The 19,372-nt window shown below is 37.3% G+C and carries 19 protein-coding genes; 11 read left to right on the plus strand and 8 right to left on the minus strand.

Annotated elements, in window-relative coordinates; translation table 11 throughout:
• The 3 genes from MKL38_RS02885 to MKL38_RS02895 all read right to left on the minus strand — a co-directional run bounded on the left by MKL38_RS02885 (position 1) and on the right by MKL38_RS02895 (position 2,327).
• Complete coding sequence (locus tag MKL38_RS02885) at positions 1–705, minus strand: CoA transferase subunit A (RefSeq protein WP_270902422.1); 705 nt, start codon at positions 703–705, stop codon at positions 1–3.
• 234 nt (positions 706–939) lie between these two features.
• Positions 940–1,821 (minus strand): LysR family transcriptional regulator, encoded by an 882-nt coding sequence (locus MKL38_RS02890; RefSeq protein WP_056479906.1) that lies wholly within the window; start codon positions 1,819–1,821, stop codon positions 940–942.
• A gap of 116 nt (positions 1,822–1,937) precedes the next feature.
• A complete protein-coding gene (locus MKL38_RS02895) occupies positions 1,938–2,327 on the minus strand; it encodes a hypothetical protein (protein WP_270902423.1) in 390 nt (129 codons plus the stop codon).
• A gap of 194 nt (positions 2,328–2,521) precedes the next feature.
• Between MKL38_RS02895 and MKL38_RS02900 the strand changes: the two genes are divergently transcribed.
• From MKL38_RS02900 to MKL38_RS02925, 6 genes are all read left to right on the plus strand, one after another.
• Entirely contained in the window at positions 2,522–2,923 is a 402-nt protein-coding gene (locus MKL38_RS02900; protein ID WP_270902424.1) for a J517_1871 family lipoprotein, read from the plus strand.
• 430 nt (positions 2,924–3,353) lie between these two features.
• Positions 3,354–3,692, plus strand: coding sequence for a hypothetical protein (locus tag MKL38_RS02905; RefSeq protein WP_270902425.1), 339 nt, complete (start codon positions 3,354–3,356; stop codon positions 3,690–3,692).
• Between the two features lie 243 nt (positions 3,693–3,935).
• Entirely contained in the window at positions 3,936–4,352 is a 417-nt protein-coding gene (locus tag MKL38_RS02910) for a hypothetical protein (protein ID WP_270902426.1), read from the plus strand.
• Positions 4,353–4,812: 460 nt separating this feature from the next.
• Positions 4,813–6,234, plus strand: a complete 1,422-nt coding sequence (locus tag MKL38_RS02915) for a GntP family permease (RefSeq protein ID WP_056479924.1) — start codon at positions 4,813–4,815, stop codon at positions 6,232–6,234.
• Between the two features lie 33 nt (positions 6,235–6,267).
• A complete protein-coding gene (locus MKL38_RS02920) occupies positions 6,268–7,053 on the plus strand; it encodes a 3-hydroxybutyrate dehydrogenase (protein WP_056479927.1) in 786 nt (261 codons plus the stop codon).
• Positions 7,054–7,376: 323 nt separating this feature from the next.
• Positions 7,377–8,363 (plus strand): AraC family transcriptional regulator, encoded by a 987-nt coding sequence (locus MKL38_RS02925; RefSeq protein WP_005047199.1) that lies wholly within the window; start codon positions 7,377–7,379, stop codon positions 8,361–8,363.
• Positions 8,364–8,435: 72 nt separating this feature from the next.
• Here the strand turns inward: MKL38_RS02925 and MKL38_RS02930 are convergent, their stop codons facing one another.
• Together MKL38_RS02930 and MKL38_RS02935 are read right to left on the minus strand one after the other, a co-directional pair.
• Entirely contained in the window at positions 8,436–9,779 is a 1,344-nt protein-coding gene (locus MKL38_RS02930; protein WP_270902427.1) for an MFS transporter, read from the minus strand.
• Positions 9,780–9,796: 17 nt separating this feature from the next.
• Positions 9,797–11,008: an OprD family outer membrane porin gene (locus MKL38_RS02935; RefSeq protein ID WP_442866683.1), complete on the minus strand. Its 1,212-nt coding sequence runs from the start codon at positions 11,006–11,008 to the stop codon at positions 9,797–9,799.
• Positions 11,009–11,375: 367 nt separating this feature from the next.
• Between MKL38_RS02935 and MKL38_RS02940 the strand changes: the two genes are divergently transcribed.
• The 5 genes from MKL38_RS02940 to MKL38_RS02960 are packed head-to-tail and all read left to right on the plus strand — an operon-like array spanning position 11,376 to position 16,264.
• The gene (locus tag MKL38_RS02940; RefSeq protein ID WP_270902429.1) at positions 11,376–12,626 is read left to right on the plus strand and encodes a dienelactone hydrolase family protein; all 1,251 of its coding nucleotides are present in this window, start codon (positions 11,376–11,378) and stop codon (positions 12,624–12,626) included.
• A 12-nt stretch (positions 12,627–12,638) separates the two neighbouring features.
• Positions 12,639–13,424 carry an SDR family oxidoreductase gene (locus tag MKL38_RS02945; protein WP_270902430.1) on the plus strand — a complete coding sequence of 262 codons (786 nt, stop codon included), beginning with the start codon at positions 12,639–12,641 and terminating at the stop codon, positions 13,422–13,424.
• Between the two features lie 43 nt (positions 13,425–13,467).
• Entirely contained in the window at positions 13,468–14,706 is a 1,239-nt protein-coding gene (locus tag MKL38_RS02950; protein ID WP_270902431.1) for a styrene monooxygenase/indole monooxygenase family protein, read from the plus strand.
• A gap of 26 nt (positions 14,707–14,732) precedes the next feature.
• On the plus strand, positions 14,733–15,263 hold the full coding sequence (locus MKL38_RS02955) for a flavin reductase family protein (protein WP_014206712.1): 531 nt from the start codon (positions 14,733–14,735) through the stop codon (positions 15,261–15,263).
• 53 nt (positions 15,264–15,316) lie between these two features.
• Positions 15,317–16,264 (plus strand): SphA family protein, encoded by a 948-nt coding sequence (locus MKL38_RS02960; protein ID WP_270902432.1) that lies wholly within the window; start codon positions 15,317–15,319, stop codon positions 16,262–16,264.
• Positions 16,265–16,321: 57 nt separating this feature from the next.
• Here MKL38_RS02960 and MKL38_RS02965 read toward each other — a convergent pair whose 3' ends face one another.
• From MKL38_RS02965 to antB, 3 genes are all read right to left on the minus strand, one after another.
• Complete coding sequence (locus tag MKL38_RS02965) at positions 16,322–17,374, minus strand: AraC family transcriptional regulator (RefSeq protein ID WP_270902433.1); 1,053 nt, start codon at positions 17,372–17,374, stop codon at positions 16,322–16,324.
• A 465-nt stretch (positions 17,375–17,839) separates the two neighbouring features.
• On the minus strand, positions 17,840–18,874 hold the full coding sequence (antC, locus tag MKL38_RS02970; protein WP_132069917.1) for an anthranilate 1,2-dioxygenase electron transfer component AntC: 1,035 nt from the start codon (positions 18,872–18,874) through the stop codon (positions 17,840–17,842).
• A 5-nt stretch (positions 18,875–18,879) separates the two neighbouring features.
• Positions 18,880–19,371, minus strand: coding sequence for an anthranilate 1,2-dioxygenase small subunit (gene antB / locus MKL38_RS02975; RefSeq protein ID WP_003651713.1), 492 nt, complete (start codon positions 19,369–19,371; stop codon positions 18,880–18,882).
• Between the last annotated feature and the right edge of the window lies 1 nt (position 19,372).

Here is a 19,372-nt window from a genome sequence, read left to right on the forward strand (position 1 = left end):
TTATACTGCCTCCGTGCTTAAAGTTTTATGCTCAATGCGTTTTTCAGGTGATGCATTAAGTACAATGCGATTTACATAGATACCCGCTAAATGGATTTCATGCGGATCCAATTCACCAATTTCAACAACCTGTTCAACTTCAGCAATTGTAATTTTTCCAGCCATTGCACATTCAGGGTTAAAGTTCTGAGCAGTTTTACGGAAAACTAAATTACCCGCTTTATCGGCTTTATATGCTTTAACAAGTGCTACATCGGCTGTTAAAGATTCTTCTAAAATGTAGTTTTTGCCTTTAAAGGTACGTTCTTCTTTACCTTCAGCAATCAGTGTACCTACGCCAGTTTGAGTATAAAATGCAGGAATTCCAGCACCACCAGCACGTAACTTTTCAGCTAAAGTTCCTTGTGGGGTGAGTTCTACATCAAGTTCACCATTTAAATACTGACGCTCAAATTCTTTGTTTTCTCCAACATAAGAAGAGATCATTTTTTTAATCTGTTTGGTTTGAAGCAAAATACCTAAGCCAAAGTCATCTATACCTGCGTTATTAGAAATACAAGTGAGACCAGTTACACCACTTTGTTTAACTGCAACAATCAGTTTTTCAGGAATTCCGCATAAACCAAAACCGCCAACGGCAAGTGTTTGATTATCTGCAATAACATCTTTCAGTGCTGCCTCTGCATTGGCATAAACTTTATTCATTCTATTGTTATCCTATATCCCTTAGTGATTTTAGTTTTAGCATCTAGTTTTATGTTATAGAAGTTAATTTTTTAAAAGGATTAATAAGTATAATCAATGAATCGCATCAAATTAACAACAAAAGATAAGAAGCACAAAAGCAAAAAATCATTTCATCGCATTGAAATTTATCATAATTAAGAAATTTACCTTAGCCGTAAGCTTAGCTCATCCTAAAATACAGTATTTAATTTTTTAAAATTTATATTGAAGCAATGCCTCAATAAATTGAGCTGAAATATTTGAAATTTCAAAGTTCTTTTTATAGACAATTCCAACTGTTTTATGAATAGCTTCGTCTTGTAGCTCAATTAATACATTATGTTCTTTATCAATGTGCGTCGCAAAATGTCTTGGAATTGCACTTACCCCAATTCCATAAGCAACAAAACTCGAAAGTGATGAAATTTGGTGACATTCAACCTTTAAATCGAGCGTTATATTATTTCGTAAACAATTTTGCTCAACCAAATAACGAACAATCGAAGGTTTTTGCAAAGTGACAAATGGGTTAGAACAAAGCTGTTGCCAAGTAATTGACGAAGCCTGTGCAAGGGGATGAGTCTTTGGTAATAGAGCTAAAAAATCTTCTTCAAAAAGCGGTTTAAACTCTAAACCTTCAGTGAGATCTGGCTCAAAACATAGGCCAAGCTCAAAAATACCATCCTGTACTTTTTCGATGATGGTTTCATTAGGAATATCATGAATTGAAAAATTAAGGTTAGGATGGAGACTCAAAAACTCATGAATGACTTGAGGCAAAATTGCATGAGTCACAAATGGCATAGAGGCAATACTTAAGGTTCCACGATTAAGCTTAAACCTTTGTTTAACATCATTTTCCATTTCATCCCAATTGGCAATTAATTTTTTTGCATAGGGAATAAGTGATTTACCTTCCTGAGTAAGTTCAACACGGCGTGTATTACGGTTAAATAGTTTCCCACCTAATTCTTCTTCTAGACTTTTGATAGTGAGACTTAAAGCGGACTGGCTAAGATGTAAATCTAAAGAGGCATTGGCATAGTTGAGGGTACGAGCAAGGGCCAAAAAAGCTTTTAGTTGTTTAAGCGTCATTTCGTTCCTTTAGATTACAGTTCCAGCCTAGTGCTGTAATTTATACGAAAATTTGTCTAATAAGATGTTTTTTGACAAAAAATTAAGAAAAAGGAATGAGCAGACAAGCGACTCAACTACTTTAGTAAATTTTCCCAACAAAATTCATCTCTGTTGTTTGCAAAGTATAGAGCCATTCCAACTCCATGGAAAAATAAATGACCTAACCAAATTACTTGAGGAGCAACTTTTAAACCTTCTAATAAAATAGTTGATGAATAAATTGCTAATAAAAAGGTGAAAAAGATGGTGTAGGTAGCACTTGCTACAAATTTATATTTTGGTGCTAATTGAGGAATTTTATATCCAATCAAAATTTGCATACCGCAATTTATGATGAGCGAAAGTATACCCACAATGACTTGTGGTACATTTAGATATTCTAAAGAGAGTTGTTCGATTATAAAAATGATTTGCCACAGTAGAAACATGCCCAGAGGGTACAATACAAATTTAATCCACATCATATTTTGTTTTCTTATCAAGACTTTATAAGGGTATTTTATTGAATAACAAAGATTAAATAAATACTGTTTTTATTCAATAGTAAAAGCTGAAATGTAAGAGTAATAAATACTAAGTAAATTACTTAGACCACCTTCGGGTGGTTTTTCATTTTCTGAACTGTTAAATTTTACTCATTATTAAAATGGATAATTTCATGAAAAAGATAATTTTATTAGGAGTGGTGGTTTTATTAGGTGGGTGTGTAACTCCCTCTACTCAAATGATTAATAATAAATTTAGTGAAGTACAACCTTCTATACCTTCAGTGTCAGGTATATGGACGATTTCGATCGGTTCTAGTATATCAACAATAAAACTTGATTCAGATGGCAATGGAATACTTTGTGACGATACTAATGGGCATGTTGTATTCAACAAAGTTAAGTATGCAAATAATATGATTTACATTCAAAATGGTATGACTCTACAAGTGAAGCTTCTAAACAAAGATATACTCGAATCTAGAATAACGTTAAGTGCCTCCAATTCAAATATGGTCTACAAAGCCGATAATGACTTAAAGTCAGCATCATTGAAGTGTGCCAAAGAATTATAGATAACTATCTTCATAAACCCTCAGTGGTTTTATTACCCAGAGGAAAGTAAAGTTGGCATAAGAATCTCATCTGGTCATTGTTGTTGATTCGCTAATTGCATTGCCATTAAGTATTACTAACAGCTTTTGTAATAAATTGTGGTAGATTCTTAACAATTAAGGTTTTGATAGTATTTTCATGTACCATTTCGAGATTAAAAAAATTAAAATCATTTAAGGCAAAATGAAATGAATAAGATCACCCTAATTTTGATAGTCGCTCTGCTTTTTTGTATTTTAGCTAACTATGAAAGTTTCAACTTATTAAAAATTCATGAAACTGCCAGTAGCGAAATTAACAAAACTCTTCCTAAAAACTAATCCACCTATGGGTGGTTTTTTTATACCCTAAGCTCTTAAATTTTACTAATTAATAATAAAGGGTAATTTCATGAGAAAAACTTTAATTGGAGCTTTATTCTTAACGTTTGGAGCCTCAGTAAGTGCGGCATCGAAAATTGAAAAAGAGGAAACAAAAAAATTTTCAACAATGAAGCAATGTATTGAATGGTTAGATTCTAAATACCCAAATAGCAAATGGCATAAAGATAGGGGTACCTCCTGGAATTTAGAAAATGATAATTCAAATTTTTTATCTGGAATTACACATGTTCCTAGTGACGAAAATAAAAAACTGACACATCCAATTGCGATTTATTGCAAATTAAAAGAAACAGGTACCGAAGGCATCTTCTATGAAGGAAAATACATCCTCATAGAGGCTATTTAATCTCAAAATTTAATTGAACAAACCTACTCAATGAGTGGGTTTCTTATTGCCTCAAGGAAAGTAAAGATGGTGCAAGAATCACATCTGGTCTTGTTATTGATTCACAGAATGCTGCACACGAAGGTGAATATCCTTCTAAGTGTAGAAATCTTTAAATACTAAATAAATTACTTAGACCACCTTTGGGTGGTTTTTCGTTTTCTGAACTGTTAAATTTTACGCATTATAAAAGTGGATAATTTTATGAAAAACATTATTTTTTTAGGGCTAGTTCTCAGCTTAATTGGGTGTTCAACAGCTCCAGTTGCTTCAAATACAGCGAAACAAGTACCTAATGAGAGAGTGTACAATCAGAAGTATCTAAAAAAGCAGGCTCCTGAACAAGCAAAAGTTACTTTTTTAAGAGATAAAGGTTTTTTAGGTTCTGGCTGTAGTCATGATATTTATGTTAATAACGAAAAAGTATTCTCAATTCGTTCAAATGAAATAGCTACTATTTATCTTGAGCCTAAATATTATATCTTTAGATTAGAAACAGGTGGCGGGATGTGCCCAAATATTTCAACCTCACAAGAAACTGAAGTTAAACCCGGGGTTGAGATAGAGTATCGAATTTTACTCCCATCTGACTTTAATTTAAGACTAACTCGAATGAAATAAAAGAGTAAGAGTCTGTGTCTAAGGCAGTCAAGCAATGTTAAATTTCAATTGAACCCACTCATCATTAAGTGGGTTTTTTTCTTACTTACTAATAGATTACTCAGTTCACTGAAAATATTTATTAAATTATTTTAAAAAATATATTATTTGATTGCCTTTATTAAATAATATAGAGATATTTATTTAATTAACTCAATAATTAATAAGTTTTATAAAACAATGAAACTTTAAAATAATAACTTTTTACCATACAAATAACATATCTATATGTAATTTATAGGTATTTTAAAATTTAAATAAATTACATTGTTTTTAAATATTTTAGTGATATTTTATTTTAGGCACATTTACCTATTACCAAGCATAGATGTTGTGATTTTTATCATTATAGGTTTGGGATAACCTAAATATCTTTTGGTAATTTTAAACCTAATATTTATTCTTTAGGGAGAAAGAATATATGTGGGAATTATTTGTAATTCTACTTTCGCTTGGGCTGTTAATGTACACAGCTTACAAGGGCTTTTCTGTCATTCTCATGGCACCAATTTGTGCCTTACTTGCAGTTTTACTCATTAATCCAGCCAATGTTTTACCGTTTTATTCGGGTGTGTTTATGCCCAAAATGGTGAACTTTATTAAAGATTACTTTCTTGTATTTTTGCTCGGGGCAATTTTCGGTAAAGTCGTTGAAATGTCAGGAATTGCCGAGTCTATTGCTCGAACCATTGTGAGATGGATTGGAGCAAAAAAAGCGATTTTAACCGTTGTGTTATTAGGTGCAATTTTAACATATAGTGGTGTCAGCTTATTTGTTGCTGTATTTGCAATTTATCCTTTTGCCAATCAGCTTTTTAGACAAGCTAACATTCCAAAACGTTTAATTCCAGGCACAATCGCGCTTGGTGCATTCACATTTACCATGGATGCATTGCCAGGTACACCGCAAATCCAGAACGTTATTCCAACCACGTTCTTTGGTACCAATATTTATGCCGCCCCATTTTTAGGGATTATTGGCGCTATTTTTGTTTTATCTGCAGGTTTAGCCTATTTGGAGTGGCGTCGTCGCGCTGCTGCAAAAGCGGGTGAAGGCTTTTCTGGTTTTGGAGTAGACAATACGTCGTCTCAAGAAATTGAAGCCGATATATCTATGCAAAATAATGGAAGTACAGCTCGTCAGTTTTTAGCATTTGTACCTCTCATTCTTGTTGCAGTAATGAACAAATATTTGTCTAAAGCAATTAAAGAGTGGTATCCACATGGCTTTGATTTTGCCACTGTAGGTTTAGCCGATTACACCGTTGATGTTGCAAAAACGGGGGCGATCTGGGCTGTTGGTTTAGCACTTATTGTCGGAATTATTGCTGCAATTTTATTTGACTACCAACGTGTAGTGACGAACTTTAAAGAGGGCATTAATGCCAGTATTGGTGGCTCACTTTTAGCAGTGATGAATACAGCTTCTGAATATGGTTTCGGTGCAATTATTGCGTCATTACCGGGCTTTGCCCTGATTAGTCATGCAATGAGCAGTACCTTCACAAATCCATTGGTAAATGGTGCGGTAACCACGACAGTTTTAGCGGGTATTACCGGTTCAGCTTCTGGTGGCATGAGTATCGCTCTAAGTGCGATGGCCGAACACTATAACGCCGCGATTTTAGCAGCAGGTATTCCACCAGAAGTTATGCACCGTGTGGTTGCAATGGCATCGGGCGGTATGGATACACTTCCACATAATGGTGCTGTCATTACCTTACTTGCTGTTACAGGTTTAACCCATAAACAGTCGTATAAGGATATTTTTGCAGTCACAGTAATTAAAACGTTAGCGGTATTTGTGGTGATTACGGTCTTTACAGTGACTGGTATTGTTTAAACCAACAAGTTAAAAATATTAAGGAGTGAATAGATGACTAAACTTTTAGACGGAAAAGTAGCCTTTATTACAGGCTCTGCAAGCGGGATCGGTCTAGAAATTGCCAAGAAATTTGCTCAAGAAGGTGCAAAAGTTGTCATTTCTGATATGAATGCTGAAAAGTGCCAAGAAACGGCAAAACTGCTAACAGGACAAGGCTTTGAAGCATTATCTGCACCATGTGACGTAACTGAGGAAGATGCTTATAAACAAGCAATTGAGTTAACTCAACAGACCTTTGGAACAGTTGATATTTTAATTAATAATGCTGGTTTTCAACACGTTGCACCTATTGAAGAGTTTCCAACCGCTGTTTTTCAAAAGCTCGTTCAAGTCATGCTTACTGGTTCGTTTATTGGCATTAAACATGTTTTCCCAATCATGAAAGCTCAAAAATCGGGCCGTATTATTAATATGGCTTCAATTAATGGCTTGATTGGCTTTGCAGGTAAAGCAGGTTATAACAGCGCGAAGCATGGTTTAATCGGTTTGACAAAGGTTGCCGCATTAGAATGTGCACGTGACGGTATTACGGTAAATGCCTTATGCCCAGGTTATGTCGACACACCATTGGTTCGCGGTCAAATTGCAGACTTGGCTAAAACCAGAAATGTTAGTCTAGACAGTGCACTTGAAGATGTAATTCTGGCAATGGTTCCTCAAAAACGTTTGTTATCTGTTGAAGAAATTGCTAATTATGCAATTTTCCTTGCGAGTGACAAAGCAGGTGGGGTAACGGGTCAGGCTGTGGTTATGGATGGTGGTTATACCGCACAATAATTTAGAGTTTTATAAAAGCCGCTTATTTTTTAATAGGCGGTTTTTTATAAATAAAAGATATGTAAGTTTAGTGTTCAAAACGATGATTTATCTCAACTATAGTTGCTTATAAAAATTTAATAAAATAAGTTTGTTAAGGTATGAAATTATACTTTAAAGGTATTTAACTTATTTCCAATTTTAAAATCTAATAGAGTATGAGAAAGTAATCTTTACTCTCTTTCTTGATTAGATATTTTCAGGAAAATTCGTCAATTAAAGGATATTAATTGGCATACAAGTTGCTTTTTAAGCAATAAGTTATTTAGCTAGGTGAAAAGGATATGATATCACTCAGCCAACAGACGGAACTCAATCATTATTCACGTAAAGCTGAATTTGCGCAGAATTTGATGTCCACAATTTGTGGTGAACACCGTCTAGACACAATTTACAAAGACACTCTCGATTTTCACTATGATGGAATGCGCCTGCCTAATAAAAAAATGGCAATTGGCACAATCAGTTATGGTGCAAATGTTGCCATTAACATCTCTAATCTAAAAGCTTATAGCATTAGCTTACCGATACAAGGCAGACAAGCTCTCAACATTCGTGGCGCTCATTATCAGTCTGATGAAAACAGAGGCCTTATTGTTTCAAATAACGATCAGCAAGATTTGATTATTGATAAAGATTGTCGAAAATTTCAGGTGGTTATTCCAGAACGAAGCATGCAAATTGTTCTTGCAGATCTACTGAATAAACCGATAGATGCACCCATCATTTTTAATCCAGAAATGCATCTGGACTCGGAACAACTGATTGGTGCATGGTGGAAAAATATTCAGAATTTTTTACAGTTAAAATCTCAATATAGCAATTTTTATGGTTTGCAGATGCTGTCTGAAGACTATGAAAATTTTGTAATTAAAGCGTTATTGTTATCTCAAGAAAATAATTATTCTGAAAGTTTAAAGTTACTTTCGCATCAGGATGAACCAGCCTATATCCGAAAGGTGCGGAATTTCATTATTGAACATGCGCATGAAGAAATCTGTGCAGAAGACTTGCAACGCCTAGCTGGGGTTTCAAAATCAAAATTGTATGATGAATTTCAACAATACTACGGCACAAGCCCAATGTCCTATTTGAAAAAGTATCGTCTACAACAAATTTATAAAATCTTGAGCACCACGGGAGCGGATAGAAAAGTATCTATTTCTAAGCTTGCTTATGACTGGGGTTTTAATCATTTAAGTCGTTTTTCTCAAGAATACCGCGAAGAGTTTGGTGAAAAACCAAGTGAAACGAAGGGCAAAATTTTTTAAGCATTTAACCTCTTAACTAATAAAAACCCTGATTGAATTAACTCAATCAGGGTTTTTATTTATCTCTATATTTTAAATACTATTTTCAAGATTCAATACTTGCTTACTTTTAGATTTTTCATAAATGACTTTAAGACTAAGGGCAATAAATGAAATGAAGGTTGGTAAAGCAAGAATAAAGAAAATACCGCTTAAACTTAAGTTAAACGTGAAAATGAGTGAGCCAAAGAAAGCACCTATAATTGCGCCGATACGACCAATACCATGCATCCACGAAACGCCAACCGCGCGGCACACCACTGGGTAGAAAATAGCTGCAAGTGGAAGTAAAGAAGATTGAGCACCAGCAAGTAATGCACCAATTAAGAAAATGGTAATACCCAATAAGAAAATATTTGAACTAACTAAGCCGGCGACAATGAATAGCCCAAAAGCAATTAAATAAGAATATTTAATGACTGTGGTCGGGTTCAGTTTATCCATGTACCAACCCATAATGGTTGCACCAATCACACCACCAAAAGGGAAAATAGCTGCAATTAAACTAAATTGTTGCGTCGTAAACCCAGCTGTTTTTAAAATTGTTGGCATCCAGCTTGTTAAAAGATAAAACACTAAAAGGCTCGTAAAGCAGCACAGCCAAAGCATGCTTGAGCCCCAGAGGTATTTCCCTAAAACGATTTTAACCGGATTTTCCTCTGATGCTGTTTCTGTTTGGGCTAAGACAAGTTTTACTGGTTCTTGGAATGGATGCCCTTGAATATCTTCTAAAATTCGTTGTGCTTTATCTTGTTGTTGGCGCGTAATTAAGTATTGAGTCGATTCAGGTAATTTAAGTAATAAAGCAACCACTAAAATTAGGGGAATACTTCCACCAATAATAATCACTTTAGCCCAGCCATAACTTTCTAATAGATAAGCTGACAACACACCACCACAAGAAATACCAAGCATAAAACCGCAACCTGCTAATCCTGTTAGGAATGCTTTACGTTTTACAGGCATATATTCAGAGACAATGGTACTGATGTTTGGCATGGCAGCACCTAAACCGATACCTGTAATAAAGCGGTAAATCATGAGATCTTGAGTAGAGTCGGCAAAGCCACACAAAATGGTAAATATTGAAAACAAAAGGCTCGTAAAAACAATGACGCCTTTACGCCCAAACTTATCGGACATAGGGCCTGAAATAATGGCACCGATTGACATACCGACTAAAGCGGCACTTAAAACAGGCGCAAGCTGAGGCTTGGTAATTCCCCAGTCATCCAGTAATGCTGGAGCAATAAAACCAATAATTCCTGTGTCTAAGCCATCACAGAAGAAGACAAAAAAGCCGAGTATAAAAACCATCCACTGCAATGGGGACAATTTTTCGCGGTTGATTACCGAATTTGCATCTATCGTTTTCATATGTATTCCTTAACTCATTAAAATTTTCTGCTGTAATTAACAAAGAAACGGTTTTCCGAAAAATCGTTTCCATGCTTAACGTCGTAATTGATAAAGATGTACTGAAGGGCTAAACCTTTGAGAAAAGGCTGTTGAAGGGCATAATTGACAATAACGTTTGCTTCACTTTCTTTGTTTTTTAAGCCATCTGCTGTTTTAAAGTGATCGCCATATACATATTTGAAAGTGGTATTTAAACCGGGTACATAATCTTTAAAGTCATAGCCATAGATGAAGTGATAAGACTTTTCATCTTGTTTGAAGAAACCGGTCGTGTTCCAGTTAATAAAATAAGTTTCAGGCAAGAAACCATCAGGTAGTGGATAGGCAGACTCGCCAATAATTTGTTGATAACCCACACCAAAGCTGTGATTTTTTATTTTGAGCGTTTCTAATAAACCTACATTTTGCGCATCGATGTCAAAAAGGTGTCCATTATCTTTGGCATTGAAATATTTGAATTTTGAATTAACTGAAAAATTAGCGTTTTTCCATAGGTGGTCAATGCCGACATAATGTTTGTTATATAAATCCTCCATATTTCCAAAGTAATATTCACCCTTCAATGTAGGCGTAAATTGATAACGCAGATCTATATAATTAAGTCCATCGGAGTAGCCAGTCACACCTTTTGAAGTAAAAGAAAATCTGTGAAAGTCTTCTTCATTTCGCGGAGATACTTTTTCAATACGGCCAATTTCAGCAAAAAGCTTATCGCTCAATTGAGACTTAAGGTTGGTTCCCCAATAAGACGTCAGAAGTTGTCGGCTTGCATCTACAGTTGTTACGGGTAAATCCAGCCATAGTTCACCAATGCTTAGTAGCATCTTGTTATAGCCTAATTTTAAGGTCGCACCATATTTTAGATAATCAGGTGCTTGGGACTGCGTGGTTTTATCAAAAGGCAATACCGTATCTGCAACATGTTTATCTTGGCTTAAACGAACTGCATATTGTGCTGAAGCATTTGCGCCAATTTGAATTGAGGTTCCACCAATTTCTAACGGCGTATCATGCATACTTGAGTTGTAAAATAGAGAAACTGATTGTGACCAGCTACCTGTGTCCTTTACATCTGGGTTGTCATAGTTTCTGTCTATATATGCATTTTTTGATGTAAATTTCCATTCTTCATCCGCTGAATAAGCCTGAGTAGAAAATGCACTACAACATAAAATATTGATGAGCATTAACGTTTTTTGTTGTCCATAAATTGGCCATGGTCGATGCATAAATAAACGCCTTAATTTAGAAAATGACTGGGCTTTTTTTATGTAATCAAACGAATTACATGACTTGATTGAACTATTTTTAGCCAATTGTCACTATCCAATAAGTCCTAATCTTCATCCATTTTTTCCAAATTAGATAAAAAGCATTCATTTCATCTTTAATTTAAAGTTTTGAAATATAGGTGTTTCTTTGTTTTTAATTTTTTATCCAGTTTGATTGATTTTGATAATTGCGCAGAGATTGGATAGTGCTTGCAGCTTTTGGACAGTCTAAAAAAAAATTTGGATAGAAGATAAAGCCATAACAATGTCAGGAGTTGACACTATGGCAGGTCAAACCATTCAAATTAAAACTGCATCTGGAAAGCAGTTCAGTGCGTATTTAGCGACACCAGAAACAGGAAAAGGACCTGGAGTGGTGCTTTGTCAGGAAATCTTTGGAGTGAATGCCGCCATGCGGGAAAAAGCGGATTTTCTTGCGGAAGAAGGCTATACCGTTTTAGTTCCTGATTTATTTTGGCGTGTAGCACCTAATATTGAACTGAGTTATACACCAGAAGCTTTTCAAAAAGCTTTTGAACTTTATCAGCAATATGATGAAAACCTAGGTGTTGAAGATATTCAAGACAGCTTATCTTTTTTAAAGACTCGACCAGAATGTGACACTTCTACAGGCCTCGGCGTGGTGGGCTATTGTTTAGGTGGAAAGCTTGCTTATCTAGCAGGCTGCCGACTTTCTGACGTGGCATGTGCCGTAGGTTATTACGGTGTAGGAATCGAAAAAGCATTAGATGAGTTAGCTAACGTAAAAGGGCGTTTGGTTTTACATATTGCAGAACTAGACCAATTTACACCGTCAGATGCGAGACAAGCGATTGTCGATGCAGCTAACCAATATTCAAATGTACAAGCCTATGTTTACGAAGGTGTTGATCATGCTTTTGCACGACCAAAAAGCAATCATTACCACAAACCTTCAGCACGCTTTGCTCACGAGCGTACAGTAACCGCTCTACATGAAACCATTGGGCCGAGATATGACTTAGTTGCCTTATGGGAAGAGCATATACGCCATGAGTTCGATACACGTGACGTACCAGCAACCATGGCAACGATGGTCGCGGAGCCGTATGTTAACCACATTCCAACTTTGACGGGTGGCGTAGGCCAAAGCCAGCTTGCTCGTTTTTATCAATATCATTTTGTTCATCAAAACCCAAAAGATATGAAGATCACTTCGATCTCTCGTACCGTTGGCTCAACGCAAGTGGTGGACGAATTCATTATGAGCTTTACCCACGACGCTGAAATTGACTGGTTATTACCGGGTGTAAAACCGACTGGTAAATATGTAGAAATTCCAATGTTGGGTGTAATTCAGTTCAGAGGTTCAAAGTTGTGCCATGAGCATATTTACTGGGACCAAGCATCGGTACTGGTTCAAATTGGTTTATTAGACCCAGCAGGCTTACCCGTTGCAGGTGTCGAGACAGCGCGAAAACTTCTTGATGAAGATCTTCCTTCAAATACTTTGATGCCATCTTGGTCAAGTAGTGAAGGCAAGCCAGTTAATTAAGGAGTATCTGCAATGAATATAGATTTAAAAGGAAAAGTCGCTGTGGTGAGCGGTGGTGCAACACTGATTGGTAAAGCTGTTGTACAAGCTTTGGTAAGTGCAGGTGCTCATGTCGCTATCTTAGATATCGATGCCAAAGGCAAGGCAATTGCAGAAAGCTTTAATCATGATGTGATGTTTATTCAAACCGATTTAACCAGTGATGCGGCTATTCAACAAGCTGTAGCAGATATTCACCAACATTTAGGTGAAGTGAGTTACTTGGTGAATTTGGCATGTACATATTTAGATGATGGTTTTAAATCTTCACGTCAGGACTGGTTACAAGCACTCGATATTAATTTGGTCTCTACAGTTGAGCTGAGCCGTGCTTTATACCATGACCTAAAAAAGCAGCAAGGTTCAATCGTTAACTTTACTTCAATCTCGGCCAAAGTAGCACAAACAGGGCGCTGGTTATATCCAGTTTCCAAAGCCGCAATACGTCAACTCACACAAAGCATGGCAATGGATTTTGCTGGCGATGGTATTCGCGTCAACTCAGTTTCACCGGGTTGGACATGGTCTCGTGTCATTGCAGAAGTCAGTGGCAATAACCGTGAAAAAGCCGATAGCGTGGCAGCCGATTATCACTTACTAGGCCGATTGGGTCATCCCGAAGAGGTCGCCAATGTTGTTTTGTTTTTATTGTCACCTGCTGCGAGCTTTGTGACCGGAGCAGATTATGCAGTCGACGGTGGCTATTCAGTGATGGGCCCTGAAGGATCACAGCCCGCTATTCCGCGTTTAGCCGAATAGCACAGCGTTTTAAAAGCACATTTAGAAAATTATGGAGAATATTATGCGCCGTATTGCAATTGTTGGAGCAGGACAGTCTGGTTTACAGCTTGGTTTAGGCTTATTAGATACAGGCTATGACGTGACAATGATCACCAACCGAACTGCCGATGAAATCCGCCAAGGTAAAGTCATGTCAAGCCAGTGTATGTTTCATACCGCTTTACAAACTGAACGTGACTTGGGACTAAATTTTTGGGAAGAACAATGCCCAGCAGTAGAAGGCATTGGGCTAGCTTTAGTCAATCCTGAAAATGGTGGTAAAGCATTTGAATGGAGTGCTCGTCTTGAGCGTTACGCTCAATCGGTCGATCAACGCGTCAAAATGCCATATTGGATGGAAGAATTTGAACGCCGTGGCGGTCGATTGGTAATTCAGGATGTTGGAATAGAAGAGTTAGAACAACTCGCAAACGACTACGAGCTTGTATTACTCGCGGCTGGTAAAGGTGAAGTCGTTAAACAGTTTGAACGTGATGATGTGCGCAGTGTTTTTGATAAGCCTCAACGCGCTTTGGCTTTGACCTACGTCAAAAACATGAAGCCAATTTCACCTTATTCACGTGTGACTTTTAACATTATTCCTGAAGTCGGCGAATACTTTTCATTTCCAGCACTTACCGTGAATGGGCCTTGCGACATCATGGTGTTTGAAGGTATTCCAAACGGTCCAATGGACTGCTGGCAAGATGTCAAAACACCGGAACAGCATTTGCAGTGTAGTTTGGACTTACTCCAGAAATTTCTGCCTTGGGAATATGAACGTTGCGCAAATGTTGAGCTGACCGATGCTGGTGGATATTTGGCAGGACGTTTCCCACCAACCGTACGCAAACCCGTTTTGACATTACCGTCTGGCAAGAAAATTTTTGGCATGGCAGATGCCTTAGTGGTAAATGACCCGATTACTGGTCAAGGCTCAAACAATGCGGCTAAGTGTAGCAAGATCTATTTCGATGCCATTTTAGCCAATGATAATCAAAGCTTTAGCGAACAATGGATGGTTCAAACTTTTGAACGTTATTGGGCTTATGCAGAAAAAGTCGTAGCTTGGACCAATAGCTTGTTAGTTCCACCGCAGCCACATGTTGTTGAACTATTAGCAGCTGCAAGCCAAAACCAAAGCATTGCTTCAATTATGGCCAATAACTTTGATGACCCGCGCTCTTTTGCCCCTTGGTGGTTTGATGCAGATCAGGCTCAGGCATTCTTGGCTTCAAAAACCGCAGCAAAAGTAGCCTAGGTCATAGTCAAAGGGAGATATGAAAAATGGACACAATTGAAACTTTAGCTTTACAAGCAATTAATGCTGAAAATCCAAGAGAAATCCGTAACTTACTTGGACAGTTTGCAACTGGCGTTACCGTGATTACAACTCGTGGTAAAGATGGCCGGAAAATAGGCATGACAGCCAATTCATTTTCATCGCTGTCTTTAGATCCGCCATTAATTTTGTGGAGTCTTTCAAAAACAGCGCCAAGTTTGTCAGATTTTGTAGAGGCTGAATATTTTGCCATTCACATGTTGGCACAGGAGCATCACCAGCTTTCGGGACATTTTGCTCGAGGTGCTGAAGATAAATTTGCAGGTATTGCCCATCAACAATGCAATGCAGGCGTTCCAATTTTGTCCGATGCACTCGCAACCTTAGTTTGCCGCAATGTAAATCAGTATGAAGGGGGAGATCACCTGATTTTTATTGGTCAAATTGAACAATACCAACAACGCCAAGGTGAACCATTGGTATTCCACGCAGGAAAGTATCGGATTGCTGCTGAGCATCCAGAATTAGCACATTAATTCACCACAATCACGATCAATCCGGTCGTGATTTTTTTATAGGAAATAAGAAGATGAAAAGCACTTTAATTAAACATGGATTTTTAGCAGGGACATTGCTGGGTTTGCCATTAGTTTCTCATGCCTATGATTTACCGACCGTAAACTTAGGTATGACCAGCTTTCTCGATGGCGGTCTACCCGCAGGGCCCGGCTGGTATGCTCAAACCTACTTTCAAAATTACGATAGCAATAAACTGGTCGATGCCAATGGACAAAAACTCGGTTTATCTAAAACAGATTTAAATTATCAAGTATTGGTTGAGCAGATTAGTTATTTATCGAATATCCGAGTAAAAGATAAAGCCAGCCTAGGTATGAATTTTCTAATTCCTTTTGTCAGTAAAATGGACATGGATGATGGCTTGAATAATGCTGCCATTAAAGCCCAAAGTGGCTTTGGGGACATTATGATTGGACCTTTTATTCAGTTTGATCCAGTCATGGGTGCACAAGGGCCGAAGTTTGTACATCGTTTTGAGTTTCAGGTCAATTTACCTACTGGCGAATACGATCGGCAAAAAGATATTAACCCAAGTAATAACGCTGTTTCGTTTGATCCTTATTGGGCAGCAATATATTGGTTCAATCCAAAGTGGACAGCTTCAACACGCATCCATTACCTCTATAACTTTAAAAATGATGACCCAAGCTATGCTTTTGCTGGAGCTAATGACATGCAGGCAGGGCAAGCAATTCATGCAAACTTTGCAACAGACTATGCTATTACCGAACAGTTCCGTTTAGGGCTCAATGGCTATTGGTTAAAACAAGTCACGGACACCGAAGTTGATGGTGAAAAAGTCAAAGGTCGACGTGAACAAGTTTGGGCAATTGGTCCCGGTGCGATGTACAGTTTTTCTAAAAATGATCACTTAGTTGCAAATGCTTATTTTGAGCAAGATGCTGAAAACCGCCCAGAGGGCACACGACTACAAGTTCGCTATATCCATCATTTCTAAATCATAAAAAAAGCCTCTTATATCAATAAATATAAAAGGCTTTTATCTATTTTAAGCTTAAGAAAAAATTGAAGTAATTAAGCCTTCACTTTGACCCGAGCGGCGAGTAGAAGAAGGTAATTCACCATAACGACGTTTATATTCTTGTGAAAAACGGCCTAAATGGCTAAATCCCCACTTAAATGCCACATCTGTTACCGATAGATTTTCATTATGCATAAGCTCTAAATGGGCTTGCTCAAAACGTAATTCTTTTAGATAAGACATGGGGGTGGTCCCCAAATAATTTTTAAAGCCAGTAAATAAGGTTCTTACGCTCACACCTGCATGTTCAGCCAAAATTTCGACATTAAGCGGTTCATGTAAATGTTCTTTAATATAGGCTTCTGTACGCTTCACGAAATAAGGAGAGACTGTTTTTTCTTTATAATGATCAATTTTATGTAATGCATTATTAGGTTGACCATAAATCAGTGCATTAAACAGATTTGACTCAAATTGTTTAAAGGCTAGAGGATGATGAAGCGGATGTTGCTCGCATGCTAAGGCATCCATCAAGGTTCTAACGAGCTGTAAAAAATAGGCTCCACTTTGTGTAGAAAAGTCTAATTTTGGGTCAAAAATGAGTAAGTTGTTATCTGAATCGGCAATGTGCTGACGACAATGATAAGTAAAATCATCCTTTGAAACTTTTAAAATGAGCTGCGGTGAGTTCGCGTGCCAGCGCATACGTAAAGATTGCTGAGGAGAAATAAGAGAAGCAACTTGAGAATAAGAAATAAACTTTTGTGAACCAAACTCGATTTCTGCGTAGCCTTGAGTTGGAATTTGAATTAGGTAAAAGTTATCCAGATGATCTGGTTCAATAATGACATCCGCGCCATATTCCAAGCGACTAATAGACAGTGCGCCTGTTTTAACATGGTGCATGGTTGCACTGAAATCTCGCTTCTGATGAGAGATTTTAAGATCATGCGGTTTAAAAATTTGCCCAACATTTCGGCAGGTTTCGCTTAAATCGTGATGATCAAACACCAAATTATGATTGGTAAATATAGACTCATTTTGAAAATGACGTCCACTGAGTTCTGGGGAGTTGGCTTGGTTCATATTTATCCCTTTTGGCTCACTCCTGTATTTACTTATGTTGCAGAAGCTCTAAAACTTCGCTGTGCAGCAAGTAAATACGGCACTTAAAAAATTAAGTTACTCGCAAATTACAATGAGATATAAGCAAAATACAGACCAATTTAACCGCTAATTAATGTGATTTTCTCAAATTTTTAATTCGGATTTCGTCCATCAATTTAGTAAATTCGAGAAATAGAATAGGGGGATATAAAAGGTGCTATAAGTTAATCTCATCATGATCTTATTCCTTAAGATCTATCAAAATTTATAGCAAATCCGAGCGAACTGGTCAATTTATTTTGTCGGAATTTATTATTTTATACTATTGAATATAAAGGTTTTTTAATTTTTTAAATAAAAATTCAATATACCCTTTACAGAGTATATTGAATCATTTCAGGTTTAGTGGTTTTTAAATTATTTGCACTTAAGCTATTTATATTTTCAATGTGATGTATTGCTCTGTAAAAACTTCTCGCTGTAGATCCGGTAGTTTTGCAGAGCTTGTTCATCTAACCAATTTTTTACGGCTTCAATCATTGGCGGCGGACCACATAAATACATATCAAAAGCCTGTTCAGCCAATTGATCTTTATTTAAGTGCTCATGAATATAACCCGCTTTACCTTGCCAAGCTTCGGTTGCTTTAGTCACAATCGGGTGATAACTAAAGTTTGGAAGCTGTTCTGCGTAGGCATGTAAACGCTGTTGTTCACACAAATCGGTTTCACTATTTACGCCGTAATACAACTGAACTGCAGGTGAGTTTGGTTGATCAACCAAGTTATCAAGCATTCCCAAGAAAGCTGATAATCCTGTTCCACCAGCAACAAAAACCAATGGTCGCTGTACTTCGCGTAAATAGAAACTACCAAGTGGCGCTTCAATGAATAGAGTTTGTCCAACCTGACAGCGATCACGCAAGTAATTGCTCATAACACCGTCTGGCAATAAACGAATTAAAAATTGCAATTGATTGGTCGCGTTCGGTCTATTGGCAAAAGAATAAGAACGCCAATCTTCAGTTTCAGGAATTTGCAAACGAGCATATTGTCCCGGCAAAAACTGAAGTTGCTCAGCATGACTGCTTGCGTCAAGATGCAAAATTGCTGTCGTTTCAGAAACCAGCTCAACCGCGGTAACTTTGGTTTCAATTTTTAAGGTATCGCCAGCATTACAAATGGCAGAATCATGATCGAAATAAAAAGCTGCATCGGATTTCACACGCGTCTGGCAAGCTAACATTTTTCGCTCGGCCAAATCACGTTCACTTAATGCATCTTCATCGACATATTCTTGTTCATAAATTCCTGTTTCACACTGTCCCTGACATGTACCACAAACACCTTCACGGCAGTCTAGCGGTAAGTTAATTCCCTGACGAACTGCTGCATCAAGCAACAATTCGTCGTTATTTACCGAAATGAAAAAGGTTTTGCCATCGGCAAAGTTAAGTGCAACTGAATGTCCCATTTTCATTCCCCTTAAACGTGATAGAAGTCTAAAACGGAATCAATTTTGTCATTGAGCAAAATGCTGTGCTGACGACGAATGCGGAAACCATCTGCTGTTTGGCGTAAAAGATAAGTAGCGTGTCCGTAAAAACAGCCTTCTAAACCTTGACGGTTATACAGTGTTTGCCATGCAACTTTTGCTTCAATTAGACCATCATCCAGTGTTTTAACTCGAATGTTATTCATGCTGTGTAACGTACGTGGTAATGGCGTTGCCGAAGCTGCTTTTCCTGTACGAATACGGAATACACGGTCTTCGAGTCCGGTACGGTCCGCATAATAAATATAAGACAAGCCCTGATTCGGATCTTGAACATAGTTATGGTCATCAATCCATTGCGGAATATGATATTCACTATCTTCATCGTAAAGTTCTAAATAGGCATCCCAGTCATAAGCATCACAAAGTTCTGCTTTTTTGTACAAAAACTGAGATACAGCAAAATATAGTTCTTGTGACATG

The organism is Acinetobacter sp. AOR14_HL (genome assembly GCF_027855175.1).
In the GTDB taxonomy this organism is placed as follows: domain Bacteria; phylum Pseudomonadota; class Gammaproteobacteria; order Pseudomonadales; family Moraxellaceae; genus Acinetobacter; species Acinetobacter calcoaceticus.